Raw genomic sequence first — 23,536 nt, 5'->3', positions numbered from 1 at the left:
ACGTTCCTTATCGATCCGCTCCTGCTGCGTTGCCTTGTCCGCCGCGTACTTCTTCTCCGTCTGCGGGCCCTCGCGGGACCTGTAGATGACGGCGTACGCGTGGTCGTAGACCCGATCAGCGGAAAGCTTTGCCCGGTGCCGCTCGGACACCACTCACGCCGTGCGCGATGTCGACGACCGTCTTCGCGACGTCGACCGGCGGGGAGCGCCGCGTCCATCGCCTGCGGGTGGCGCGCGCCCACCGCCCGGACCACGAGCTCTCGGTGACAGCAACCCGGAATTTGGCCACGGGGACGTCGGTGCGCTGTCCGCTGGCGTGCGCGGCGCCTGAATCGGTGTGGCTGGTCGCAGCGGACGAAGGCGAAGCCGGAGGCGCCGGTGCCCTAGCGGCCGACCTTTCTCGGTGTCAGCGGTCGTCGCCACCGTGACGGCATGGCCGATCACCGGTGGGCTCCGCCCGAGCATCAAGACGTTCCTATGTACGCCGCCGACTCCCTGTCCCTCAGCGCGATCGGCAGCCCGGAGCCCGTCGATCCGCCGCAGCCCGTTACTGTGCACGATCTCTGCTTCGACCAGATCGGTGTGCTCGCTGAGGTGAAGGCGTTCGCGGTCGCCCGGTCCGACGTCGCTGTGTTCGTCGAGGTCTCCTGGCAGGGGTGAACCGGCCGGCGGGAGTGTTGAAGCGTGACCGCCCCTACCCCTGGCGCCGGTTGATGATCCTCGAGGTGATCGCCGACGTTTCGTAGACCTCGCGGAGCAGTGCGTCCATGAGCGTCAGCACGTCGGTGACATCTTCCTTGTCAGGGGCGTCGTCGAGGTCGCCGTGCGCCATGTCGTTCCCCAGGTGGCGAATCTGATGGGCAGCCTCGGCGATGTTGCTCCTGATGTGCGCATCATCGCGCAGCCTGTCAATCTTCTCGAACAGACTGCCTTTGAGGATGCCCTTGTCCTTGGCGGTTGCTTCGACGGTGGTACGCGCCATGAGCAGCGCAGCCATGTGGGTCCCTACCTCAGCGGCTTGGTGCGCTTCCTCGGCCGCTCGTGCAATGTGCTCCGGAACGTGCTCGAACTCGTATTGACCGACACTCGTCGGTAGCCAGTGTCCGAATCTCAATAGGTGTGCGACGTCCTCGGTGGTCGTCTGTCCCCTGTCGAGGCTGCCGTTGGTCGACCCCACGACGACCATGACCTCCGCGCAGTTGTCGCATACGACTGCTACGCGGCTTCGCCACCCGCCTCCCCACGGCTCTGAAGTGGACGAGAGATACACAGGCTTCATGTTCGCCTGCGCCCTGCAGTAGGCGCATCGGTGAGCGGTCATGAAGCGATTGTCACATTCGCTACCGACGGGCGGTCCTAGTCAAAGCCACACGCGGGACAGGGTGCCGAGGCCAGCGCGCGGGGCGCCGTTGCCTCGGTCGCGGTTGCAGCCCCGGTGCGACGGCCGCCCGTTCGCGGGGTCGTCGTAGTGCTCGGGGTGGGTGCTGGCCGGGAAGTAGTGGTCGTACTCGAACGCGTCGTCGGTGGACCCGGCGGGGACGTTCCAGTCGATCCGCTGCCCGCACAGCCAGCAGGGGGCGTCCTCGGCCGCCCAGGTGGCGCGGCGTTCCTCGCGGACGGCCCGCATCCGGCGGGTGGAGGGGTGGTGCTTGCTCACTGCTCGACCTGCGTCTTTCTCTTCGCTCGGGTGTCGGCGGTCGAACCTACTGTGTGAGATCCCATCACCTAAGCGGAAGGAATCACCATGGCCGATGGAGTCACCGTTGGACGCAAGCAGAACGACGTCGCGCTCGAACTGCTCAATCACATCAATGAGAAGATCAAGGCGGACGTGAATCCGTCCGCCTTGAGCGAGCTCGCTCTCGCGTACCGCTACCTCGCTGGTGGTGCGCAGCCTGGCAGCACGATCGTCAAGCAGTAGCAGAAGCAGTAGCAGTCCTGGTCGGGCCGGCGCAACCTCCCAGAAGCGCCGGCCCGAATCCATTCGCCTCCGACGGCCGGGCGGACCTCCCGTTCTCCCGGGGCAACGACGCCTCTCCGGGGTTGCTTAGGGGATGGTGACCGGGTGGAAGCTGACGGCCTTGTACTCGACCGGATTCGCGTCGATGGAACCGACGAGGCCGATCCGGTAGAAGCTCGGGTCGCCCGGCTCGTTCCACACGTCGAGCTCGATGCGCTTCCCTCCCACGGTGCGCAGCGTGGCGGTCATCGTCTTGCCGCCCGGCACGCTGATCCGGATGTTGTAGGTCGTGTCGTTCTGCTCGGTCATGCAGTGAACGGTAGCGGGAATGACGAAGGCCCCCACCGTTATGGTGAGGGCCTTCGGAAGCGTGCTGGCAACCGTGACGTAGTGGTTGGCTGCCGCAAGGCTAGCACGGAAGTGTCAGGTACCGGGAGGGGTTGCTCGGTCGGCGTGTCCCCAGCGGCCTGACTTGCGGCGGAGTGCGCGGCGTCGGTACTCGGCTTGGACCTCGACGCGGCGGACGAGCTTCTCCCTGCCGCGGCCGTAGACGGTGACGGCGCCGCTGGTGATGTAGCCGCTGAGGGTCTGCCTGCTGATCCCGAGGTGCTTCATCGCCTGCCGCTTCGTCCACCAGGTCTCATCCGCCATCGGCACCGCCGCTTTCGATCGCGAGCATCGTCTCCCGCGCCTCGACGTAGAAGGTGCGGCCGCCCGGGGACAGCATGTAGGGCAGCATCACCTCGTCGAGCGACGCGAGCCCGGCGTCGATCAGCGCGGCCTGCGCCTCGAGCCAGTCCTTCGCGATCCGCCAGGCGACGCGAGCAGCCTGCTCGGTCGTCTGCTTCGGCTTCGGCACCTTCGGATCGCGCTGCATGGCGACGAGGACACCGGCGGTCCGGACGGGCAGCTCGAACTCGCGGACGCCGTAGTCGGTCTTCATGGTGAAGCCGAGCCCGGCCGGGGTGCCCTCGTCGTCGAACAGGGTCGAGATGCGCTGGACACCGCGGCGGGCGAGCGCGGTCTGGATCTCTCCCATCGTCTTCCCGACGGCGATCTCGGTCGTGTAGTTCAGGATCGGCATCAGTCCTCACCCCACTCGACCACCGAGCCGGTCGTGAGCGACCGGTGCGCGCCGTCGTGCCCGAGCCACCGGGCGCAGACCGCGGGCCGCCGCTCGACCATCGCCGTGGCCGCGCACGCCGGTACTGCTCGCGGCTTGTCGAGGGACTCGCCGTCGGCCGGGTAGTAGCCGTGCTCGTCGTAGAACCGGAGGACGCCCTGCCGGTCTCAGACCTGCCGCTCGAGGCGCAGCATCGTCATGAGCTTGCAGACCTTCTTCTCGGACGCCAGGTACGTGGCCGCGGGTTCGCGGTGGTCGCAGTGAAGACCCGGTCGCACCTCAAACCGTCATCACTCCGGCCGGTAGAGACCGCCTGGCGGGTGCACGTCGAGCCAACATGGGGGAAGGTCCCCGTCGGACGCGTCCAGCACAGCGACGTGCAGGACTGGGTCACCGAGCTTGCGGCCACGAAGAGCGCCACCGTCGTGCTGCGCGCCTACGGAGTGCTTGCCTCGATCCTCGACGCAGCCGTCGCCGACCGCCGGATCTCGACGAACCGCGCACGCGGTGTGAAGCTCCCGAGGAAGGTCTCGAAGGAGCACGTCTACCTGACCCACCAGGAACTGCACGACCTCGCGGACGCATCCGGCGACCGTAACGTCCTCGTGCTCGTTCTCGGCTACACCGGCCTTCGGTGGGGAGAAGCCATCGGCCTACGAGTCCGCGACGTCGAGCTCGAGCGCCGGCGCATCAACGTCGCCGTGAACGCGGTCGAGGTCGGCGGCATCATCGAAGTCGGCACCCCGAAGACGCACAAGCGCCGCTCCGTCGTCTTCCCGGCGTTCCTCCGCCCCGGCCTCGAGAGCGCCATCAGCGGAAAAGATCGCGATGACCTGGTGTTTGCAGACGACCGCGGACTGCACCTCCGCCGCACCCGGGTCTCGACCGGATCACGATCGTGGTTCAAGACCGCGCTGACGACCGTCGGCCTCGAGGCGATGACACTCCACGACCTGCGCCACACCGCCGCGTCACTCGCTATCAGCTCGGGCGCGAACGTGAAGGCCGTGCAGCGAATGCTCGGGCACGCCTCCGCCGCGATGACGCTCGACGTCTACGCCGACCTCTTCGACGACGACCTCGACGCCCTCGCCGACGGTCTCGATCACGCTGCTCGCACCGTGGTTGTGGGCAGAACGTGGGCAGAACCACCCGCGCACTAAACGACGAAGCCCCTCCGATCCTTATGTTGCTGCGGATCGGAGGGGCTATGCGTTGTGCGGAGACGGAGGGATTTGAACCCTCGGTCCCCTCAAAGGGGACTCCACCTTAGCAGGGTGGTGCACTCGGCCGGACTATGCGACGTCTCCGTGCGCTCTCACGAGCGCGAGACCCACCATACAGGAGGACGAGCCTCCTCTCGACCTCCCGCCACGACACGATCGCCTCGGCTCGGTCGCCGGGTCCCCTGAAGTGGGGACAGGTGGGGCTTGTCCGCTCGTACCCCGACGCCTAGCATCGTCGGGACGCGGACATCACGTTCCGGGGGCATCACCTCCCCCGTCGCCGCGACACAGCACCAGATGTCGTCCCCCCTTCTGCCGAGCCCGACGCACCCGACCGCGGCGGCCCGGACGGGGACGACCAGGGGGCGCGGACCCGGTCCGCGCCCCCGCTCTGGGTGCTCCGGTGGGCACCACCTCCGCCGTGCCTCAGGCGGCGGAGCGGAACCGGTCGGGCAACGCGATGAGGTCCTCCGCCAGCCCCACGAGCGCTGCGGCGCACTCGTCGAGCTGTCCACGCTCCGCCGCAGCAGCCGCCCGTTCGACCTGCTGCACGCGAGCACGCCGCCCGACGACGGCGTCGATGCCGTTCGCCACGGCGACGTCGTCCGTGAAGAAGGTGTCGAGCACGGCGCGCTGCGCCGTGAGCCAGTCGGCACTGACGATCGCACCGCGCCGACGCAGGTACCAGGCGCCGAGCTCGACGAGCGCCCCGGCCTCGGTCAGGCAGGACCTGAGCACGAGTGCGTCGAACTGCTCGTCCGCCCCGTGGCAGCCGGGAGCGGGATCGGCGATCATCGCCCGGGCGACCCGGAGTCGCTCGACCATCTGGCCGACGGACCAGTGGGCGACGACGACGCCGACGTACCGCTGCACGCTGACGAGCCGCAGCGACTCGAGCGGGACGAGAGCTTCGCGGACGGGTGTGCGCGAGACCTGCATGTCCCGGGCGATGTCGTCGAGCCGGAGCCGTTGCCCCCGCCGGTAGACCCCGCGCAGGACGTTCTCGAGCAGCTTGAGGAAGACGGCGTCACGCAGCAGGCTGCGGCGGATGCCGTTCGGGTCGGGGACCCGGTCGTTCCCCGAGGACGATGAGCGATCCATCGCCCCAGGGTCACGCACGACGACCACCCGGTGCTCCGGGAGCGGGCGACCAGGGGAACGATCCGGTCGGGGTCGGGATGTGGAGGAGTGCCATGCCGAGACCCTCCCAGCGGGAGGGTCTCGGCGCTAAACATCACGTATACGAAATCCTACTTCTTGGACGCGTCGGTGAGGACGGACAAGGGTTGGGTGATGTCCTCCAGACCCTTGCGCGCCGCATCGACCCCGAACACCAACGCCACGATCCCGCCGGCGATCATCACCGCCGACCCGAGCAGGTACCCCCAGAAGAGCGGCTCACGCGACGACCCGTCCCCGATGAACGCGCCGTAGATCGCCGGGGCGACCGCACCGAAGATCTGCGCGAGGGCGAAGAAGTACGAGATCGCCTGCGACCGCAGCTCGAGCGGGAAGATCTCGCTCACGGTCAGGTAGGCGCTCGAGGCACCGGCCGAGGCGAAGAAGAACGAGACGCACCAGAACACGACCTGCACGGTGGCGCTGATGGCGTCGGCTCGGAACAGGAACGCCGAGGTGGCGAGCACCAGACCCGACACCAGGTAGGTCAGGAAGATCATCTGCCGACGACCCCAGGTGTCGAAGAACCGACCGAGCACGATCGGCCCCAGCAGGTTGCCGATGGCGAACGGGAAGAAGTACACGGCCGTCTCCGCGGTCTTCAGCCCGAAGAAGTTCGTGAGCACCAGAGCGTAGGTGAAGAAGATCGCGTTGTAGAGGAACGCCTGGGTGATCATCATGGTCGCGCCCACCAGGGTGCGGGTCGGGTACTGCTTCAGCAGCACCTTGGCGATCGTCAGGAACCCGACCTTGTCCAGCGGTGTGACGGTCATGGCCTTCGACTCGTCGACGTCCGGCAGCCGATGTCCGGTGGACTTCTCGACGGAGGCCTCGATCTCGGAGACCGTGCGCTCGGCCTCCTCCTCGCGTCCGTGGGTCATCAGCCACCGCGGGCTCTCCGGGATGTGCCGCCGCAGGAAGATGATCGCGATGCCGAGCACCGGGCCGAGGAAGAACCCGATGCGCCACCCGATGTTCTCGGCGAAGATCGACGTGTCGAGCAGGTAGATGTTGGCGAAGGCGCCGAGCGCCGCACCGCCCCAGTACGTGCCGTTGATGGCGATGTCGACGTGGCCGCGGTACTTCGACGGGATGAGTTCGTCGATCGCCGAGTTGATCGCCGCGTACTCACCGCCGATGCCGAGGCCCGCCACGAAGCGGAACGCCGCCAGGAACCAGAAGTCCTGGGCGAGTCCGGCGATGCCCGAACCGATGAGGTAGATCGCGAGCGTCAGGATGAAGAGCTTGCGGCGGCCGAGCCGGTCGGACATTCGTCCGAAGACCAGGGCGCCGACGACCTGTCCCACCAGGTAGATGGTGCCGAGCAGGGTGACCTGCTGCGTCGACAGGTCGAGGTCGGCCTGGAAGCCGGCGTTCGAGACGATCTGGATCTCGAGGCCGTCGAGGATCCAGGACACCCCCAGACCCACCACCACGCTCCAGTGGAAGCGCGTCCACGGCAGTCTGTCCATCCTGGCGGGGACCAGGCTCTTGATCGTCCCGTTCGTCGTGCTGCTCACGAGAGCGGACCGTACTCCGGAGATTCCAGGCTGGTTCCCAGTACCAGCGCAGCTTTACGTCCTCACAGATTCAGGAACTCGTGCGTCGCGGACGGGAGGCGCGGGGCGGGCCCGCACCGTGCCTCCCGTCCGCGTCGGATCGCGGTGACGCGCGACGTCACGACCGCACGCGGCCGTAGCCCGCGTCGGTAGCGTGACGACGTGCCCACCCAGAACTCGATCGACCGCATCCTGACCACGCACACCGGCTCGCTCCCCCGATCGCCCGAGCTGACCGCGCTCCTGGTGGCCCGCGACCAGGGGAAGCCCCACGACGAACAGGCACTCCGCGAGGAGATCGCCGCCGTGCTCGCGCGCACCGTCGACGCGCAGCTCGACGCGGGCCTCGACGTCGTCAACGACGGCGAGGTCCCGCGCGTCGGCTTCTCGACCTACATCCGCGATCGGCTGTCGGGGTTCGGGGGCTCCGGTCACCGCAAGCCGACGCTCGACAGCGTGAAGTTCCCGGAGTACGCGGCGTTCCAGGCCCGGCAGATCGACGAGGGCGCAGAGTTCGCCCGGGTGTGGGACACCCCGCTCGCCCAGGGGCTGCTCGAGTACGACCAGGAGCGCGCCGGCATCCGCGAGGACCTCGACGGCTTCGAACGCGAGCTCGCCCGGAACGCCGCCGCCGGCCGCACCCCGGCCGGCACCTTCATCTCCGCCGCGACGCCGGGCATCGTCGCCACGACCCTGCTGCTCGACGACGAGAACCCGCACTACCGCGACCACCGGGAGTACGTGTTCGCGCTGGCCGAGCAGCTCCGCGTCGAGTACGAGGAGATCGTCGCCCGCGGGCACGTCCTGCAGCTCGACGCCCCGGACCTCGCCATGGAGCGCGTCATCCACTTCGGCGACGCGTCGCTCGACGAGTTCCTGGCCGCCGTGGACCTGCACGTCGACGCGCTCAACCACGCGTTGCGGAACATCCCGAAGGAGCAGACGCGGCTGCACGTCTGCTACGGCAACTGGCAGGGCCCGCACCAGGACGACGTCCCGGTCGACGTGCTGCTCCCCCACCTGTACCGCGCCGAGGTCGGGTCCTTCAGCATCCCGTTCGGCAACCCGCGGCACGCGCACGAGTTCCCGGCCTTCCGCGACCTGCCGCTCCCCGACGACGCGGTGCTCGTGCCGGGCGTCATCGACGTCACGACCAACTACCTGGAGCACCCGCAGCTCGTGGCGAACCGGATCGTCGAGGCCGCCGAGGCCGTCGGCGACCCCACCCGCATCGTCGCCGGGACCGACTGCGGCCTGGCGACCTTCGCGAGCTACGAGTTCGTCGCCTCGGACGTCGCGTGGGCGAAGCTCCGAGCACTCGTCGAGGGTGCGGAGATCGCGTCGCGCCGCCTGTTCGGCTGACGCTCCCGCCGCACTGTTCCCGCAAGACGCAACGTCGGCGGGTCCTCGCAGCGGTACAGCGTTGCGAGGTGTCGCCGAGGTTGCGTTCTCCGGAGCCGAGCGCCGAGACGCGCCTCCCGTCCGCATGTCGGTGCGCGGGCGTAGCGTGCGGACCGTGACCCGACCTGACATCCACACGGTCGGCGAGCTCCGCGCTGCTGGGCACGTCCAGAAGTCGGTCCGCGCCGAGATCCGCGACAACCTCCTCCAGGCCCTGCGCGAGGGCCGCGACCCCTGGCCCGGCCTGCACGGGTTCGAGACGACCGTCATCCCCCAGCTCGAGCGTGCGCTCATCGCCGGGCACGACGTCGTGCTGCTCGGCGAGCGCGGGCAGGGCAAGACCCGCCTGCTCCGCACGCTGCAGGGGCTGCTCGACGAGTGGACCCCGGTGATCACCGGGTCCGAGCTCGGCGAGCACCCGTTCGAGCCGATCACCACCGCGAGCACCCGCCGCGCCGAGGAGCTCGGCGACGCCCTGCCGATCTCGTGGGTGCACCGCGACGAGCGCTACGTCGAGAAGCTCGCGACCCCCGACACCAGCGTGGCGGACCTGATCGGTGACGTCGACCCGATGAAGGTGGCCGAGGGCCGCAGTCTCGGCGACCCCGAGACCATCCACTTCGGGCTGATCCCCCGCGGGCACCGCGGCATCGTCGCGATCAACGAGCTCCCCGACCTCGCGGAGCGCATCCAGGTCGCGATGCTCAACGTGATGGAGGAGCGCGACGTGCAGATCCGCGGCTACGTGCTGCGCCTGCCCCTCGACGTGCTCGTCGTCGCCAGCGCCAACCCCGAGGACTACACGAACCGCGGCCGCATCATCACGCCGCTGAAGGACCGCTTCGGCGCCGAGATCCGGACGCACTACCCCATCGAGCTCGCCGACGAGGTCGCCGTCATCCGGCAGGAGGCCCAGCTCACCGCCGAGGTCCCCGACGCCCTGGTCGAGATCCTCGCCCGGTTCACACGTGCCCTGCGCCAGTCCAGCGCCGTCGACCAGCGGAGCGGCGTCAGCGCCCGCTTCGCCATCGCCGGCGCCGAGACGATCTCCGCCGCCGCCGTGCACCGCGCCGCGCGGCAGGGCGAGGAGCACCCGGTCGCGCGGCCGATCGACCTCGAGACCGCGGTCGACGTCCTCGGCGGCAAGATCGAGTTCGAGAACGGGGAGGAGGACCGTGCCGACGAGGTCCTCGAGCACCTGCTCCGCACCGCCACGGCCGAGACCGTCCGCTCGCGGTTCCGCGGGATCGACTTCGGCGTCCTCGTCGAGGCACTCGACGGCGGCACGATGGTGACGACGGGCGAGCAGGTCAGCGCCCGGGCCTTCCTCGAAGGGCTCCCGTCGATCGGCGAGTCGGACGTCTACGACCAGGTGTGCGAGCGACTCGGGGCGAGTGACGACGGCGAGCGGGCCGGCGCGATCGAACTCGCGCTCGAGGGGCTCTTCCTGGCCCGACGCATCAGCAAGGAGTCGGGGGGCGGCGAGGCCGTCTATGGCTAGCCGGCAGAACCGCCGCCTGACCCGCGACGCCCGCTACGGGAAGTACGAGGGCGGTCCGGATCCCCTCGCTCCCCCGGTCGACCTGGCCGAGGCGCTCGACGCCATCGGCGAGGACGTCATGGGCGGCACCTCCCCCGAGCGTGCCCTCCGCGAGTTCCTCCGGCGCGGCGGCCAGACCCAGCGCGGGCTCGACGACCTCATGCGTCGCGTCGCCGAACGGCGGCGCGAGCTCACCAGCCGGAACAACCTCGACGGCACCCTGCAGCAGGTCAGGGAGCTCCTGGACCAGGCCCTGCTCGCCGAGCGCGGTGAGCTCGCCCGGAACGTCGAGCTCGACGACGGCGACCGCGCCCTGGCCGAGCTGCAGCTCGACAGCCTGCCGCCGTCGCCCGCGAGCGCCGTGCAGGAGCTGAACGACTACGACTGGACGAGCCCGACGGCCCGGCAGAAGTACGACGAGATCAAGGACCTGCTCGGACGCGAGGTGCTCGACCAGCGCTTCGCCGGCATGAAGCAGGCGCTCGAGAACGCGAGCGACGAGGACCGCGCAGCCGTGTCCGCGATGATGCGGGACCTCAACCAGCTGCTCGACGACCACCGCCGCGGCACGGACACGCAGGAGCAGTTCGACGCGTTCACGGCGCAGCACGGGCAGTACTTCCCGTCCGGCCCGCAGAACGTCGAGGAGCTGCTCGACGACCTCGCCGCACGAGCCGCGGCCGCGCAGCGGATGCGGAACTCGATGACGCAGGAGCAGCGCGACGAGCTCGACGCGCTCGCCCAGCAGGCGTTCGGCTCACCGGACCTGATGGGTCAGCTCGGGCAGCTCGACGACACCCTCCGCGCGCTCCGCCCCGGCGAGGACTGGGGCAGCTCCGAGCGGATGGACGGCGAGCAGGGCCTCGGACTCGGCGACGGGACCGGCGTCTTCCAGGACATCGCCGACCTCGACGCCCTGGCCGAGCAGCTGGCGCAGTCCGGGCCCGGGTCCGACCTCGCCGACCTCGACCTCGACGCCCTGCAGCGTCAGCTGGGCGACGAGGCCACCGTCGACGCCCGGACCCTGCAGCGGTTGGAGCAGGCCCTGCGGAACTCGGGCGCGGTGCAGCGCGGCACCGACGGACACCTCCGGCTGACCCCGAAGGCGATGCGGCAGCTCGGCAAGAGCCTGCTCAGGGACGTGGCCGAGCGGATGTCGGGGCGCCAGGGCGCGCGTGACCTCCGTCGCGCCGGGGCGTCGGGCGAGCCCTCCGGGGCGACCCGACCGTGGGCGTTCGGTGACACCGAGCCGTGGGACCTCCCCCGGTCGATCACGAACGCCCTGGTCCGGACCGCGGCGGACGGACGCACCGGACCGGGTGTCCGCCTGACGATCGACGACGTCGAGGTGCAGGAGACCGAGGCGCGGACCCAGGCGTGCGTGGCGCTCCTCGTCGACACGTCGTTCTCGATGGCGATGGAGGACCGCTGGATCCCGATGAAGCGGACGGCCCTCGCGCTGCACACCCTCGTCAGCACGAGGTTCCGCGGCGACGACCTGCAGCTCATCGCCTTCGGGCGCGAGGCGGAGGTCATGGACGTCGAACGACTCGTCGGCCTCGACGCCCAGTGGGACAAGGGCACGAACCTGCACCACGCACTGCTGCTGGCCAACCGGCACTTCCGGAAGCACCCGACGGCGCAGCCAGTGCTCCTGGTCGTGACCGACGGCGAGCCGACCTCGCACCTCGAGCCGAACGGCCAGGTGTGGTTCGGCTACCCGCCCGATCCCGTGACGATCGCGCTGACGGTCCGCGAGCTCGAGAACGCCGGCCGGCTCGGAGCGCAGACGACGTTCTTCCGACTCGGTGACGACCCCGGGCTGGCGCGGTTCATCGATGCCATGGCCCGACGGGTGGACGGCTCGGTCGTCGCGCCCGAGAACGACGACCTCGGTGTCGCCGTGGTCGGGTCGTACCTCGGTTCCCGTCGCGGAGGCGCGTCCCTGTTCGGCGACGACCGGGCAGGCTGACCGGGGCCAGCCGACGGACGGGAGGCTCCCCACCGGGCACGGCCCGGCAGCCGCTGGCGCGTCTGCCGGGAACCGACCGGCGTGGGCCCCGGTGCCGGCTGGCACCGCGCCTCCCGTCCGTCAGAAGAGGGGCCAGGGCACGGCGGGGCCGTGTCCGGGCGGCGGCGGGAACATCCCGACCGCGCGCAGCGCGGCGCACCGGGCCCGCAGGTTGTCGATCTCCCCGCGGGTCAGGTGCTCGGCGAGTGCGACGCCGAGGTCGCCGCGGAGCGCCTCGGACACCCGGTCGAGCCCCTCGAGCTCGTCGGGGTCGAGCGGCTCCCCGATCCAACCCCACAGGACCGTGCGGAGCTTGTGGTCCACGTGGAAGGTCAGCCCGTGGTCGACGCCGTGGCGGTGCCCGTCCGGCATGGCGAGAACGTGCCCGCCCTTGCGGTCGGCGTTGTTCACCACCACGTCGAACACCGCCATCCGGCGGAGTGCCGCGGTGTCCTCGTGCACGAGCGTGACGGGCTGGTCGTGCTCGTCGATGGCCTCGAGCACGGGCAACCACGGGGTGCCCTCGGCGTCGGCCTCCTCGGTCGGCACCAGGTCGACGGGGTCCTGCTCCGGGTCGACGTCCTGCCAGCGCTGGACCATGCCGGGGCCGAACGGGCCGTCGCCGAGCCAGGTGGGCGGCACGATGCCCCACCCGAAGGCCTCGGAGACCAGGTGTGCCGCGACCTCCCGGCCGGCGAGCGTGCCGTCCGGGAAGTCCCACAGCGGACGCTCCCCCTCGACGGGCTTGTACACGACGGACTCGCCGTCGAGGTCGGCGAGGAAGGTGGCGTTCGACGCCTCGCGGATGCGCGCCCGGATCGTCAGCGGGCCGTCGTACCGGTGTGCGTCGTCGCTCATGCGTCGCCGGGGCGCCGACCGGCAGCGACGACCTCGCGCGTGCGTTCGACGAAGGCCCGGGCGCTGCCGACGGGGATCTTCACCTGGAAGACCTCGGCGGGCTCGGGCATCTCGACGACGGCCTCGACCTCGTCGCCGTCCCCGTCCGTCTCGGTGACGATCTCGAGCTCGTCCTCGATCGGGTACGCCTCGATGACCACCTGCGCCGTCGCCGGGTCGAACCCCAGGCTCAGTGCACCCGCGCGGAACTCGGGTTCCACCGGCTGGTCGAGCGGCGCGGCGTCCCGGAGCTCGGACGGTGCCGCCGGCGGGACGCTGAAGCGGTTGTCCTCGACGGTCGCGACCTCGTCGAGGAGCTCGGCGACCTTGTCCGCGAGCACCGCGGACTGCTCCTTCTCGAGCGCGACGCTGGTCACCCGCTTGCCGTCGCGTGCCTGCAGGTAGAAGGCGCGTTCACCCGGGCGGCCGACCGTCCCGACGACGAGACGTTCCGGCCAGTCGAAGCCGTGCACGATGGTGGGCATGACCCGATTGTAGGAGCGTGCGGCTCCGTCCGTTCAGGGTCGAGCGGTCCCCGGCTCACCGCTGCCGACCGCTCCGTCCGCCGAGCCGGTCCCGTCGTGTCCTGCTCCGCCGCCGACCGCCGCGTCGCCCGAGGGGGCCGGTGCCGCAGCGAGCCAGGACAGGTCGCCGGAGTCGGTGTTGGTGGCGACGACCTCGGGCCGGTGTTCCCCGTAGCGGACGACCGAGACGGACGCCGGACCGACCGCGATGCGCTGGAACAGGTCGAGGTGCATGCCGAGCGCGTCGGCGAGGACGGACTTCACGATGTCGCCGTGGCTCACGGCGACCCACACCGCCGTCGGGCCGTGCTGCGCCTCGACCTCGGCGTCGATCCGGCGGATCGCGGCGACCGCACGGGACTGCATCGTCTGCATGGACTCGCCGCCGGGGAACACCACGGCGCTCGGGTTCGCCTGCACCGTGCGCCACAGCGGTTCCTTCGCGAGGTCCGCGAGCTTCCGGCCCTGCCAGTCGCCGTAGTCGGCCTCGGTGATCGCCCGTTCGACCCGCACGTCGGGGCTGCCCTGCTGGCGGGCGAGCAGGACGCGTGCGGTCTGTCGGCAGCGCTCGAGCGGGCTCGTGACGAGCGCGGCGAGCGGGATCGGCGCGATGCGCTCGGCGGCCCGGTCGGCCTGCTCGCGGCCGACGCGGTCGAGTGCCACCCCGGCGGTGCGACCCGCCAGGACCCCGGTCGCGTTCGCGGTGGTGCGTCCGTGCCGGACGAGGAGGACGGTCGCCATGCGGTCGATCCTAGGCACCAGGGCGACCAGGACGCGAAGCGGATGGTGGACAGTGGTCGGCGTGCGCCGCACCATGCACGAAGATGGTGCGGTGCTCGTCTCCATCGTCTACATGAGCCGCTCGGCCGTGCCCTTCGACGACGACGCGCTCGCCGAGCTCCTGCGCGAGTCACGGCTCCGGAACGAGGCACTCGGGGTCTCCGGGCTGCTCGTGGCGAAGGGCGGCCGGTTCATGCAGCTGCTCGAGGGCCCGGCGTGGAGCGTCGACGACCGCTTCGGCGCCATCGCGCGCGATCCTCGGCACGACGGGGTGAAGTCGCTGATCCGCGAGGACATCGAGCGCCGGCGGTTCGACGGCTGGTCGATGGCCTACCGGTCGCTCGACGAGTCCGACGTGGCGACCGAGGACGGGTTCAGCCCGTTCCTGTCCGGCACGATGGACTTCGCCCCGGAGTTCGACGGCACGAGCGCCGCGTGGCTGCTCAAGTGGTTCCGCGACCGGGAGCTCACCGACCGCTGACGCGGACCTCCGCCCGTCGACGGTCCACGAGGTCAGTCTGCCGCGCGGAAGGTGTCGGCGACCACCCCGAGCAGGCGTGCCCGGTGCGCCGGCGCGGCGGTCGCCTGCAGGAGCACCCGCCACATCACCGCGACCGCGGGGTCGAGGTCCGCGCGACCGCTCCGCACCTCGGCGACCAGCTGCACCCCGGTGAAGTAGGGCACGACCGAACCGCCGAGCTCCTCCGGGGTGAGGTCGGTCTCGAGCTCACCGCTGCCGATCGCAACGCAGAACACGTCCACGATGCCGCCGATCCACTGCTCGTAGAACGACGACGTCGCTCCGGAGAACTCGCCGCGTTCGAGCGAGAGGCGGATGCCGGCACGCACGATCGGGTCGGTGCGGAGCAGGTCCGCGATCTGCTTCGACGCCCCGATCAGGGCGGCCGTCGGCGACGCGGCGTCGTGGCTCACCTCCGCGAAGGTCCGCGCGTTCTGCTCGTCGATCACGCCGAGGGCGAGCGCGAGCTTCGTCGGGAAGTGGAAGTGCAGCGTGCCCTGCGCCACGTCGGCGCGGCGCGCGACGGCGGCGATCGACGTGGCGGCGAAGCCGACCCGGTCGAACTCCTCCGCCGCGGCCACCAAGATCTGCTCACGTTTCCCCACGTGACCAGTGTCTCGGACCGGAGGCACGGTGCGGGCCCGCACCGTGCCTCCAGTCCGAGGGGGTCCCGTCAGGTCGTCACGCGGCGTGGCGGGCCAGGGTCATGCGCTCCTCGGGCACGTCCTGCAGGTCGCGTCCGCGGAACCAGCGGAGCAGCCAGTCGGCCGGCGAGCCGGCCAGCTCGGCCGGCAGGCCGGAGCGCTCGGTGAGGAAGGTGTTGAAGCCGGGCTCGTCGCGGACCTCGAGGTCCGACGGGTTGCCGAACGCCATCGACCAGCCGTCGAAGCGGCGGGTGTCGATGTCCTCGCGGGAGAGCGACTTCACGCCCTCGTGGCGGGTGTCGCGCTCGATCGCGGCGAAGCGGTCCTCGACGCTCCAGGAGGGGCCCTCGAGCACCTGCATGAAGCGGCCGCCCTTGGCGAGCAGGAGTCCGGAGACACCGAGCGCCTCGTTGCGCAGGCGGGCTTCACGGAGCATGGCGACCAGGTGGTCGTCGGTCATCTCGTCGACGGCGACGGACATGTACACGAGGGAGGTGAGTTGCGTCATCGGCGCCAGTCTGTGTGCTGCTCCGGTGGAGGGTCAATGCGGTCGTGGGGCCCCCCCCCCCGGGGGGGGGGGGGGGGGGGCGGCGGGGGGGGGGGGGGGGGCCCCCCCCCCCCCGGGGGGGGGGGGGGGGGCCCCACGACCGGTGCGGGTGGCCGTGCTCGAGCCGGCGGGGCTCAGGTCAGCGCGAGGAGCGTGTTGACCTGCTCGTTCACGCCGGTGAGCGTCGACACGGGCTTGCCGTTCGCGTAGATGCCGTCGAACGCCGGCTGCACGAGCGCCTGGACGTCGGCGGGGTTCCGGGTGACGGGGAACAGGAACGTCGTGCCGTCCGCCACCTGCTCGGTGAAGGCGGAGACGTCGAGCCCGCGCTCCCGGAAGGCGGCGACCGCGGCGTCCGTGCCCGACCGGCGTGCGGGGAAGACGATGCCCGCGCGGCCAACGATCTCCTGCGCGGCGGCGCTGCCGAGGAACGCGACCCACTTCGCCGCGGCCTCCGGGTTCCGCGCCTGCTTCGTGATCGAGTCACCCAGGCCGTTGAACATCGACGCGCGGTGCCCGATCGGCCCCTTCGGTGTCGGGGCGATGGCGACGTCGACGCCCTGCAGGTCGGCGTAGGCGCCGATCATCCACGACCCGTTGAACGAGAGCGCGACCTTCTTCGACCCGAGCTGCACGTCCGGACCGGTCGTCGTGGAGAACACTCCGTACTTCGGCATGTAGCCCTTCTCGGCGAGCCCGAAGTACCAGGAGATCGTCTTCTGGAACGCGGGGTCGTCGTAGCGGAACGCGTTCCCCCACGGGTTCCGGTTCGTGTAGGACCAGTCGATCGACCCGGTGAACGGCGACCACTGCGTCTGCCCGAACCCGTCGCCACCGCTGCCGTTGGCGCTGATGCCGTAGACCGCCACGTCCGACCTGTCGAAGCCGGGCTCGTCCCCGCGGCGCCCCTTGCCGTCGATGGTCAGGTGCGCGACCGCCCGTTCGAAGGTCCCACCGTCGTCCGGGTTCCACTCGAGCGCGGCGAGGTCCTCGGCCGAGTAGCCGGCCTTCGCGATCACGTTCCGGTCGTAGAACATCGCGACCGTGTCCCAGTCCTTCGGCGACCCGTAGCGGTGCCCGTCGCGCCCCTTCCAGAGCTGCGCGAGGCCGGACTGGTAGTCGTCGTCGCGGATCGCACTCGTCGCCTCGAGCTCGTCGAGCCGGTGGAGCACGTCGAGGTCGGCGAACTGCGGGAACTTCGACAGGTGGTCGGTGAACACGTCGGGCGCGGTACCGGCGATGAACCCGGCGGTGAGCTTGGTCCAGTAGTCGCTCCACCCGAGCTGGGTGATGCGGATCCGGATGTCGGGGTTCTCACGCTCGAAGGCCTTCGCGACGGCCTGGTACGCGGGGAGCTGGTTCGCGTCCCACAGCCAGTAGGACACGGTGCCGGTCGCGCCGCTGCGGGGGTCCGGCGTGCTCGGGGACGAGCAGGCGGCGAGGGCGCCGAGCGCCAGGGCCGAGGCACCGCCCGCGAACAGTGCGCGTCGGGAGATGGAGTGCGTCATGTGCGGGGTTCCCTACTTGATCCCGGAGAAGCCGATGGAGTTGACGATGCGCTTGGCGAAGACGCCGAACAGCACGATCATCGGGAGCGCGGCGACGAGGGTCGCCGCCATCAGGCCCGCCCAGTCGGTGCCGGACTGCGGCGTCTGCGACTTGAACACCCCGAGCGCGACCGTGAGCACGCGGGAGCTGTCCGTGTACGACACCATGAGCGGCCAGAAGTAGTCGTTCCACGCCGTGATGTAGGTGAGGACCGCCAGCGTCGCGATCGGCGCCGATGCCATCGGCAGGACGAGGCGGAAGAACACGCGCACCTTCCCGGCGCCGTCGATGAGTGCGGCCTCCTCGACCTCGCGGGAGATGCCGAGGAAGAACTGCCGGAGGAAGAACACCGCGAACGGGGTCATCAGCATCGAGGGCAGGGCGATCCCGAGCAGGGTGTCGACCAGGCCGAGCGACTTGATCAGGGTGAAGTTCGGCAGGAGCGTGAAGATCGTGGGGACCATGAGCCCGGCGAGGAACACCCCGAACACCCGGTCGCGTCCCGGCCAGCGCAGCCGGGCGAAGGCGTAGGCGGCTCCGGCGGAGAAGAACACCTGCCCGACCGTGATCATCGTCGCGGTGACGACCGAGTTGAGCAGGTACTGCCAGAAGTTGATCGCCGCGCCGGAGCCGCCCTGCGCCAGGGCCTCCTCGGTGGACTGCAGGCCGAACACCCGCTCGAACCCGCCCAGGCTGAAGCCGGTCGGCAGCAGCGAGGTGGGGTCGGCGGAGATCGCGCCGTTCGACGACAGCGCCGTCCGGAGGATCCAGTAGAAGGGGAACAGGGTCACGACGATCACGGCGATCATCGCGGTCCAGGCGAGGACCCGTCCGACGGACGGCTTCGGACGCGGGGGCTTCGCGCCGCGGGTGGTGAGGGCGCGCGTGGTGGTGAGTTCGACCACCGGGGGCAGGGTGCTGGTCATCGTCGACTCGCTTCCGGTTGCTTCGGTGGCCGTCAGTCCAGGTCGCTCTCGCCGGAGCGCGAGAGTCGGTACTGGACGATCGTGATGATGCTCAGGACGACGAGGAGTGCCACCGAGACGGCGGACGCGTACCCGAACTGGAACCGGCCGAAGGCCAGGTTGTAGATGTAGTTCTGCACGACGTTCGTGGCGTTCGCCGGGCCGCCCTGGGTGGTGATCGCGACCGTGTCGAACACCTGGAACGAGCCGATGATCGTGATGATGAGCACCAGTGACAGGATCGGGCGCAGCAGCGGGACCGTGATCCGCCAGAACATCTTCCACTCGCTCGCACCGTCGATGCGGCCGGCCTCGTAGACGCTCTCCGGCAGCGCCTGCAGGCCCGCGAAGATGAGCAGTGCGGTGTAACCGACGTTCCGCCAGACGTTGATGAAGGCGATCGTGGGGATGCCCCAGACGTCGCTCTGCAGGAACGGGATGCGTCCGACACCGATCGCGGACAGGACCTCGTTGCCGATGCCGAGCTGCGTGTCGAGGATCCAGAGCCAGATGAGTGCCGCGACGACGTTCGACACCAGGTAGGGCGCGAGCACGATGCCCCGGACGAAGGTCGACTGCGTGAGCCGGTGCATCATGACGGCGATGAAGAGCGCCAGGACCGTCTGGAAGCCGATGTTCAGCACGACGTACTCGACGGTGACGAGCATCGAGTTCCAGAAGATCGAGTCCTGCACCAGGCGCTCGTAGTTCTGCAGGCCCGTGAACACCGGCGGGGTGAGCAGGTTGTACGTGGTGAAGCTGAGCCAGATGCCCCGGATCGTCGGCCAGAGCAGGAACACCGCGAACCCGACCGACGCGGGGGCGATGAACACGAGCGCGAGCCACAGGTCGTTCCGTCGTCGGCGGCGTGGTGTGGTGGTCCGGGCACGTGCCGTGTCGGCACTCCGCGCGGTCCGTGGTGGTGCCGTCACCAGGGGTGACGACAAGGGGCTATCGGTTGCCATCGCGACTCCTTCGTCTGCGGTGGACTGACGTCGGCAGTCCGTGGCGGGGAATCTACACGTGGGGACTCAGCCTCACAAGGACCGATTCATGGCGCGCTCCAAGGGGTTGTCACGTGTAGACCGCTGTGCAATGCTTGGCGGCGATCGCGACGGAGCGACCTGCTCGGCGACACGTCCCCCACCTCGGAAGGTCACTGATGATCAGCATCGGAATGGTCGGAGCCGGCCAGTTCGCGCCCCAGTTCGCCAAGCTCTTCAAGATCCACCCGGACGTCGACCGGGTGTTCGTCACCGACGTGGTCGAGGGCCGCGCCGAGGACCTCGTCGCCGCCCAGCACCTCGACGGCACGCTCGAGGACTTCGACGCCGTGCTCGCCTCGGACGTCGACGCCGTCGCGATCTTCACCCAGCGGTGGACGCACGGTCCGCTCGTCGTCCGCGCTCTCCGGGCCGGCAAGCACGTGTACTCCGCCGTGCCGATGGCGGTCACCGAGGACGAGATCGCCGCGATCATCGAAGCCGTCCGCGAGACGGGGCTCACCTACATGATGGGCGAGACGAGCCACTACAACCCGGCGACGGTCTTCGCGCGGAAGCAGGTGGCCGAGGGCGCCTTCGGCCGGGTGTTCTACGCCGAGGGCGACTACGTCCACGACATGGACCTCGGCTTCTACGCCGCCTACCAGTACAGCGGCGGCGAGCAGTGGAAGCGCACTGCGAGCTACCCGCCCATGCTCTACCCGACGCACTCGGTCGGTGGCGTCCTCGGCGCGATCCCCGGACACGCGGTCAGCGTCAGCTGCATCGGCGTCAAGGACGACCGCGACGACGGCGTCTTCGACAAGGAGGTCAGCCAGTTCGACAACGACTTCTCGAACGCGACCGCCCTGTTCGAGCTCGACAACGGCGGTGTGGTCCGGATCAACGAGATGCGACGGGTCGGCTACCCGTCGCACCTCCGCGAGTCCCGCTTCCGGTACTTCGGCACCGAGGCCAGCTTCGAGCAGCTCGCGACGGTCAGCGTGTGGCAGGACAAGGAGGCCGTGCACGACGTCAGCGACCAGATCGACACCCGCCCGACGATGGAGCTCGACGACCCGCGTCTCGCCGACGTCGACCCCGCCCTCCGGGACGCGTTCGTGTCCGGCTACGCCCCCGTGCACGACGTCGACCGCCTGCCCGCCGAGTTCGACGGGGTGCCGACCGGGCACGAGGGCAGCCACCACTTCCTGGTCGACGACTTCGTCCGCGCGGTCGTCGACGGGACGCTCCCCCCGGTGAACGCCTGGGTCGCCGCCCGGTACACGCTGCCCGGCATCGTCGCGCACCGGTCGGCCCTGCAGGGCGGCGTGCGGCTGCCCGTCCCCGACCACGGCGACGCACCCGAGCCCGCCACCAGCACCGTCTCGTCTAGGATCGCGAGCGAGTAGCCCGCCGCTCGGCAACGGACGGCGCCCGACCACGGTCGTCACCCGACGCCGGACGGCGCCCGACGACGACCGTCACCCGACGACGTCGAGGAGTCCGCGCGGGCATCCCGTGCGACCAGTGCGGCCCGGCCCCGTCCCGTGACGGCGCCGGGCCGCTCCCGTCGGCCCGAGCGGCCGACGGACCGACCGACGAAGGTGATCCCGTGACCGTGCCGACCAACCCGAGGGCGGTCACCCGTGCGGACGTCGCCCGGTACGCAGGGGTGAGCACGTCGGTGGTCAGCTACGTCGTGCACGACGGACCGCGCCCGGTCGCCGCGGAGACGGCAGCGCGGGTCCGCGAGGCCATCCGGGTGCTCGGCTACCGCCCGAACGCGAGCGCCCAGGCACTCCGCACCGGCTCCTCGAAGATGCTCGGCCTGATCGTGCCCGAGCTCGACAACCCGTTCTGGTCGGAGCTCGCGGTGGCCGTCACGCACGCCGCGGCGGCCCGGGGGTACGACCTCCTCATCGCGAACAGCGACGGGGACGCCCAGCAGGAGCGGGAGCGGCTCCGCACGCTGTCCGCCCGGCAGGTCGACGGGATCATCGTGACGAGCATCATGACGCACCCCGACCTGTCGTCGACGACCGACCCCGGCATCCCGATGGTGCTGCTCAACACCTTCTTCGAGGTACCCGAGTACGCGAGCATCGGCGTCGACGCCCTGCGCGGCGCCCGCGAGGGCACGCAGCACCTCGTCGACCACGGCTACCGGGAGATCGGGCTCGTCATGGGGCACACCGGGTCGATGGAGCTCCGCGAGCAGGGGTGGATGCAGGCCCTGCGCGCGGCCGGGCTGCCGGACGGACCGATCGTGCGCTGCTCGTTCGACCGCGCCGGCGGGTACGAGGCGGGCCTCCGGATGTTCGGCGGCGGCACCGGACCGCGCGCCGTCTTCGTCAGCTCCGACCTGCAGGCCGTCGGGCTCCTGCGCGCCCTGTACGAGCTCGGGCTCCGCTCCCCGGACGACGTCGCCGTGGTCTCGTTCGACGGCGTGGCGGAGGCCGACTACACGAACCCTCAGCTCACCGTCGTCCGGCAACCCGTCGAGGCGATGGCCGCGGCCGCGGTCGACCGGGTGCTCGCGCGGGAGGACCCCGACGACCACCACCTCGACCTGGTGCCGGCGGAACTCGTGCTCGGGGCGAGCTGCGGCTGCGACGTGCGACGCTGACGTTCTACGTCTTGTAGAGTGAGCGCTCGTGCGGCACGGTGCCGCACCTCCGCCCGACAGCCCGACAGCCCGACAGCCCGACAGGACCCTGCGCTCCGATGCCCGTCACCGCCCCGCCTCCGTCCCGCGGCTGGTTCGCCCAACTCCTCCTCCGCCTGCACTTCACCGCCGGGCTCTTCGTCGGCCCGTTCGTCCTGGTGGCGGCGCTCTCCGGAGCCGTGTACGCCGTCGCACCGACCGTCGAGCAGGGCGTGTACCGGCAGGAGCTCACGGCGCCGTCGTCCGCGCCTGCGCTCCCCCTCGCCGACCAGGTCGCAGCCGCGGAGCGCTACGTGGCCCGCCACCACCCGGACGACACCGTCGCCGAGGTCCGCCCGGCCCCCACGCCCGGCACCACCACGCGCGTGATGTTCACCGAGGAGGGCCTGCTCGAGTCCCAGACCCGTGCGGTGTTCGTCGACCCGGGCGACGCCGCCGTGCGCGGGGACCTGCCGGTGTACGGCACGTCGGGGTCGCTCCCCTTCCGCACGTGGATCAGCACCGTGCACCGCAGCCTGTTCCTGGGCGACGTCGGGCGGCTCTACAGCGAGACCGCGGCGTCGTGGCTCGGCATCGTGTCGCTCAGCGGCATCGGCCTCTGGGCGTTCCGCCTCCGGCGCGCACGACGGAAGCGCGACCTCGTGCTGCCGGACAACCGTGCGACCGGGTACCGGAGGACGTTCTCCTGGCACGCCGCGACGGGCGCGTGGGTGCTCCTCGGCGCGCTCTTCCTGTCGGCCACCGGCATCACCTGGTCGCACTTCGCGGGCGACAACGTCAGCGCGCTCCGCTCGACGCTCAGCTGGCAGGCGCCGACGGTCGACACCGCACTCGACGGCTCGTCGGCGACGTCGGGCGGGGAGCACGCCGGGCACCACGGCGGTGGCTCGATGCCGATGGGCTCCCCGACGACGACGCCCGAGCAGTTCGACGAGGTGCTCGCGGTCGCCCGCGACTCCGGTGTCCGCGCGGCCGAGGTCCGGATCCGTCCGCCGGCGGCCGCCGACACGGCGTGGACCGTCGAGGAGATCAAGCTCAGCTGGCCGGTCGCGATGGACGCGGTCGCGGTGGACCCGGGCACGATGACGGCGGTGTCGCGGGTCACCTGGGCCGACTACCCGCTCATGGCGAAGGCCGCCAAGCTCGGCATCAACACGCACATGGGCGCGCTGTTCGGCCTGGCGAACCAGGTCGTGCTGCTGCTCGCGGCGCTCGGGATCGCGGCGATGGTCGTGTTCGGCTACCTCATGTGGTGGCAGCGGCGTCCCACCGGCGCGCGTGCGGGTCGCGCGCCCGCCGCGGGTGCGCTGGCCAGGGCTCCGTGGTGGGGCACCACCGCGGTCGTCGTCGCCGCCGTCGGCCTCGCGCTGCTGCTGCCCGTCGTCGGGGTGACCCTGCTCGGGTTCCTGCTGGTCGACGCACTGGTCACGACGTTCCGTCGCCGCGCCCGGTGACGGACGG

Annotated in this window: 25 protein-coding genes and 1 tRNA gene; 10 read left to right on the top strand and 16 right to left on the bottom strand. The window is 70.6% G+C overall.

Annotated features, from left to right (window positions below):
• Window positions 1-432: 432 nt before the first annotated feature.
• Entirely contained in the window at window positions 433-660 is a 228-nt protein-coding gene (locus tag ACIQFY_RS05475) for a hypothetical protein (RefSeq protein WP_400338650.1), read from the top strand.
• 34 nt (window positions 661-694) lie between these two features.
• Here the strand turns inward: ACIQFY_RS05475 and ACIQFY_RS05470 are convergent, their stop codons facing one another.
• Complete coding sequence (locus ACIQFY_RS05470; RefSeq protein WP_400339224.1) at window positions 695-1,186, bottom strand: DUF4145 domain-containing protein; 492 nt, start codon at window positions 1,184-1,186, stop codon at window positions 695-697.
• 174 nt (window positions 1,187-1,360) lie between these two features.
• A complete protein-coding gene (locus tag ACIQFY_RS05465; RefSeq protein ID WP_400338648.1) occupies window positions 1,361-1,657 on the bottom strand; it encodes a hypothetical protein in 297 nt (98 codons plus the stop codon).
• An 87-nt stretch (window positions 1,658-1,744) separates the two neighbouring features.
• On the opposite strand from ACIQFY_RS05465, the gene ACIQFY_RS05460 reads away from it, so the two are divergent.
• On the top strand, window positions 1,745-1,921 hold the full coding sequence (locus ACIQFY_RS05460; protein WP_400338646.1) for a hypothetical protein: 177 nt from the start codon (window positions 1,745-1,747) through the stop codon (window positions 1,919-1,921).
• Window positions 1,922-2,047: 126 nt separating this feature from the next.
• Here ACIQFY_RS05460 and ACIQFY_RS05455 read toward each other — a convergent pair whose 3' ends face one another.
• The 3 genes from ACIQFY_RS05455 to ACIQFY_RS05445 form a co-directional block, all read right to left on the bottom strand.
• On the bottom strand, window positions 2,048-2,269 hold the full coding sequence (locus ACIQFY_RS05455; RefSeq protein WP_400338644.1) for a hypothetical protein: 222 nt from the start codon (window positions 2,267-2,269) through the stop codon (window positions 2,048-2,050).
• A 114-nt stretch (window positions 2,270-2,383) separates the two neighbouring features.
• The gene (locus ACIQFY_RS05450) at window positions 2,384-2,611 is read right to left on the bottom strand and encodes a hypothetical protein (RefSeq protein WP_400338642.1); all 228 of its coding nucleotides are present in this window, start codon (window positions 2,609-2,611) and stop codon (window positions 2,384-2,386) included.
• The gene (locus ACIQFY_RS05445) at window positions 2,601-3,044 is read right to left on the bottom strand and encodes a hypothetical protein (protein WP_400338640.1); all 444 of its coding nucleotides are present in this window, start codon (window positions 3,042-3,044) and stop codon (window positions 2,601-2,603) included. The genes ACIQFY_RS05450 and ACIQFY_RS05445 overlap by 11 nt, the downstream gene beginning before the upstream one ends.
• 44 nt (window positions 3,045-3,088) lie before the next feature.
• On the opposite strand from ACIQFY_RS05445, the gene ACIQFY_RS05440 reads away from it, so the two are divergent.
• On the top strand, window positions 3,089-4,246 hold the full coding sequence (locus tag ACIQFY_RS05440; protein WP_400338638.1) for a tyrosine-type recombinase/integrase: 1,158 nt from the start codon (window positions 3,089-3,091) through the stop codon (window positions 4,244-4,246).
• A gap of 57 nt (window positions 4,247-4,303) precedes the next feature.
• On the opposite strand, the gene ACIQFY_RS05435 is transcribed toward ACIQFY_RS05440, so the two are convergent.
• From ACIQFY_RS05435 to ACIQFY_RS05425, 3 genes are all read right to left on the bottom strand, one after another.
• Window positions 4,304-4,393 (bottom strand) — tRNA-Ser (locus tag ACIQFY_RS05435).
• A 342-nt stretch (window positions 4,394-4,735) separates the two neighbouring features.
• On the bottom strand, window positions 4,736-5,410 hold the full coding sequence (locus ACIQFY_RS05430; protein ID WP_400338636.1) for a GntR family transcriptional regulator: 675 nt from the start codon (window positions 5,408-5,410) through the stop codon (window positions 4,736-4,738).
• 149 nt (window positions 5,411-5,559) lie between these two features.
• Window positions 5,560-6,960 (bottom strand): MFS transporter, encoded by a 1,401-nt coding sequence (locus ACIQFY_RS05425; protein WP_066658565.1) that lies wholly within the window; start codon window positions 6,958-6,960, stop codon window positions 5,560-5,562.
• A gap of 249 nt (window positions 6,961-7,209) precedes the next feature.
• On the opposite strand from ACIQFY_RS05425, the gene ACIQFY_RS05420 reads away from it, so the two are divergent.
• The 3 genes from ACIQFY_RS05420 (at window position 7,210) to ACIQFY_RS05410 (ending at window position 11,960) form a co-directional block, all read left to right on the top strand.
• Window positions 7,210-8,409, top strand: a complete 1,200-nt coding sequence (locus ACIQFY_RS05420) for a cobalamin-independent methionine synthase II family protein (RefSeq protein WP_066655822.1) — start codon at window positions 7,210-7,212, stop codon at window positions 8,407-8,409.
• Window positions 8,410-8,533: 124 nt separating this feature from the next.
• Window positions 8,534-9,949: a magnesium chelatase gene (locus tag ACIQFY_RS05415; RefSeq protein WP_400338634.1), complete on the top strand. Its 1,416-nt coding sequence runs from the start codon at window positions 8,534-8,536 to the stop codon at window positions 9,947-9,949.
• Window positions 9,942-11,960, top strand: a complete 2,019-nt coding sequence (locus tag ACIQFY_RS05410; protein ID WP_400338632.1) for a VWA domain-containing protein — start codon at window positions 9,942-9,944, stop codon at window positions 11,958-11,960. Before ACIQFY_RS05415 ends, ACIQFY_RS05410 begins: the two co-directional genes overlap by 8 nt.
• 120 nt (window positions 11,961-12,080) lie before the next feature.
• On the opposite strand, the gene ACIQFY_RS05405 is transcribed toward ACIQFY_RS05410, so the two are convergent.
• The 3 genes from ACIQFY_RS05405 to ACIQFY_RS05395 are packed head-to-tail and all read right to left on the bottom strand — an operon-like array spanning window position 12,081 to window position 14,161.
• Window positions 12,081-12,857 (bottom strand): SCO1664 family protein, encoded by a 777-nt coding sequence (locus ACIQFY_RS05405; protein WP_400338630.1) that lies wholly within the window; start codon window positions 12,855-12,857, stop codon window positions 12,081-12,083.
• The gene (locus ACIQFY_RS05400; RefSeq protein WP_400338628.1) at window positions 12,854-13,381 is read right to left on the bottom strand and encodes a DUF3090 domain-containing protein; all 528 of its coding nucleotides are present in this window, start codon (window positions 13,379-13,381) and stop codon (window positions 12,854-12,856) included. The genes ACIQFY_RS05405 and ACIQFY_RS05400 overlap by 4 nt, the downstream gene beginning before the upstream one ends.
• 33 nt (window positions 13,382-13,414) lie before the next feature.
• On the bottom strand, window positions 13,415-14,161 hold the full coding sequence (locus tag ACIQFY_RS05395; protein ID WP_400338626.1) for an MSMEG_4193 family putative phosphomutase: 747 nt from the start codon (window positions 14,159-14,161) through the stop codon (window positions 13,415-13,417).
• 61 nt (window positions 14,162-14,222) lie between these two features.
• Here ACIQFY_RS05395 and ACIQFY_RS05390 point away from each other — a divergent pair, with 61 nt between their 5' ends.
• A complete protein-coding gene (locus ACIQFY_RS05390; RefSeq protein WP_144411358.1) occupies window positions 14,223-14,681 on the top strand; it encodes a BLUF domain-containing protein in 459 nt (152 codons plus the stop codon).
• A gap of 32 nt (window positions 14,682-14,713) precedes the next feature.
• Here ACIQFY_RS05390 and ACIQFY_RS05385 read toward each other — a convergent pair whose 3' ends face one another.
• The 5 genes from ACIQFY_RS05385 to ACIQFY_RS05365 all read right to left on the bottom strand — a co-directional run bounded on the left by ACIQFY_RS05385 (window position 14,714) and on the right by ACIQFY_RS05365 (window position 19,389).
• Entirely contained in the window at window positions 14,714-15,325 is a 612-nt protein-coding gene (locus ACIQFY_RS05385; protein WP_326495260.1) for a ScbR family autoregulator-binding transcription factor, read from the bottom strand.
• 76 nt (window positions 15,326-15,401) lie between these two features.
• Window positions 15,402-15,872: a BLUF domain-containing protein gene (locus ACIQFY_RS05380; protein ID WP_066655844.1), complete on the bottom strand. Its 471-nt coding sequence runs from the start codon at window positions 15,870-15,872 to the stop codon at window positions 15,402-15,404.
• A 173-nt stretch (window positions 15,873-16,045) separates the two neighbouring features.
• Window positions 16,046-17,419 (bottom strand): sugar ABC transporter substrate-binding protein, encoded by a 1,374-nt coding sequence (locus ACIQFY_RS05375; RefSeq protein WP_209685600.1) that lies wholly within the window; start codon window positions 17,417-17,419, stop codon window positions 16,046-16,048.
• 12 nt (window positions 17,420-17,431) lie between these two features.
• Window positions 17,432-18,385, bottom strand: a complete 954-nt coding sequence (locus tag ACIQFY_RS05370) for a carbohydrate ABC transporter permease (RefSeq protein ID WP_400338624.1) — start codon at window positions 18,383-18,385, stop codon at window positions 17,432-17,434.
• 32 nt (window positions 18,386-18,417) lie between these two features.
• On the bottom strand, window positions 18,418-19,389 hold the full coding sequence (locus ACIQFY_RS05365; RefSeq protein WP_400338622.1) for a carbohydrate ABC transporter permease: 972 nt from the start codon (window positions 19,387-19,389) through the stop codon (window positions 18,418-18,420).
• 194 nt (window positions 19,390-19,583) lie between these two features.
• Between ACIQFY_RS05365 and ACIQFY_RS05360 the strand changes: the two genes are divergently transcribed.
• The 3 genes from ACIQFY_RS05360 (at window position 19,584) to ACIQFY_RS05350 (ending at window position 23,529) form a co-directional block, all read left to right on the top strand.
• Window positions 19,584-20,819, top strand: a complete 1,236-nt coding sequence (locus tag ACIQFY_RS05360) for a Gfo/Idh/MocA family protein (RefSeq protein ID WP_144411460.1) — start codon at window positions 19,584-19,586, stop codon at window positions 20,817-20,819.
• Between the two features lie 203 nt (window positions 20,820-21,022).
• Window positions 21,023-22,036 carry a LacI family DNA-binding transcriptional regulator gene (locus ACIQFY_RS05355; RefSeq protein WP_066655849.1) on the top strand — a complete coding sequence of 338 codons (1,014 nt, stop codon included), beginning with the start codon at window positions 21,023-21,025 and terminating at the stop codon, window positions 22,034-22,036.
• 98 nt (window positions 22,037-22,134) lie between these two features.
• Window positions 22,135-23,529 carry a PepSY-associated TM helix domain-containing protein gene (locus ACIQFY_RS05350; protein ID WP_400338620.1) on the top strand — a complete coding sequence of 465 codons (1,395 nt, stop codon included), beginning with the start codon at window positions 22,135-22,137 and terminating at the stop codon, window positions 23,527-23,529.
• Window positions 23,530-23,536: the final 7 nt, after the last annotated feature.

Origin of the sequence: Curtobacterium sp. NPDC092190, from assembly GCF_044755625.1 — a bacterium.
GTDB lineage: Bacteria > Actinomycetota > Actinomycetes > Actinomycetales > Microbacteriaceae > Curtobacterium.
Note: the sequence above shows the minus strand (reverse complement) of the source record. Positions and strands in the feature narration are given on the sequence as shown.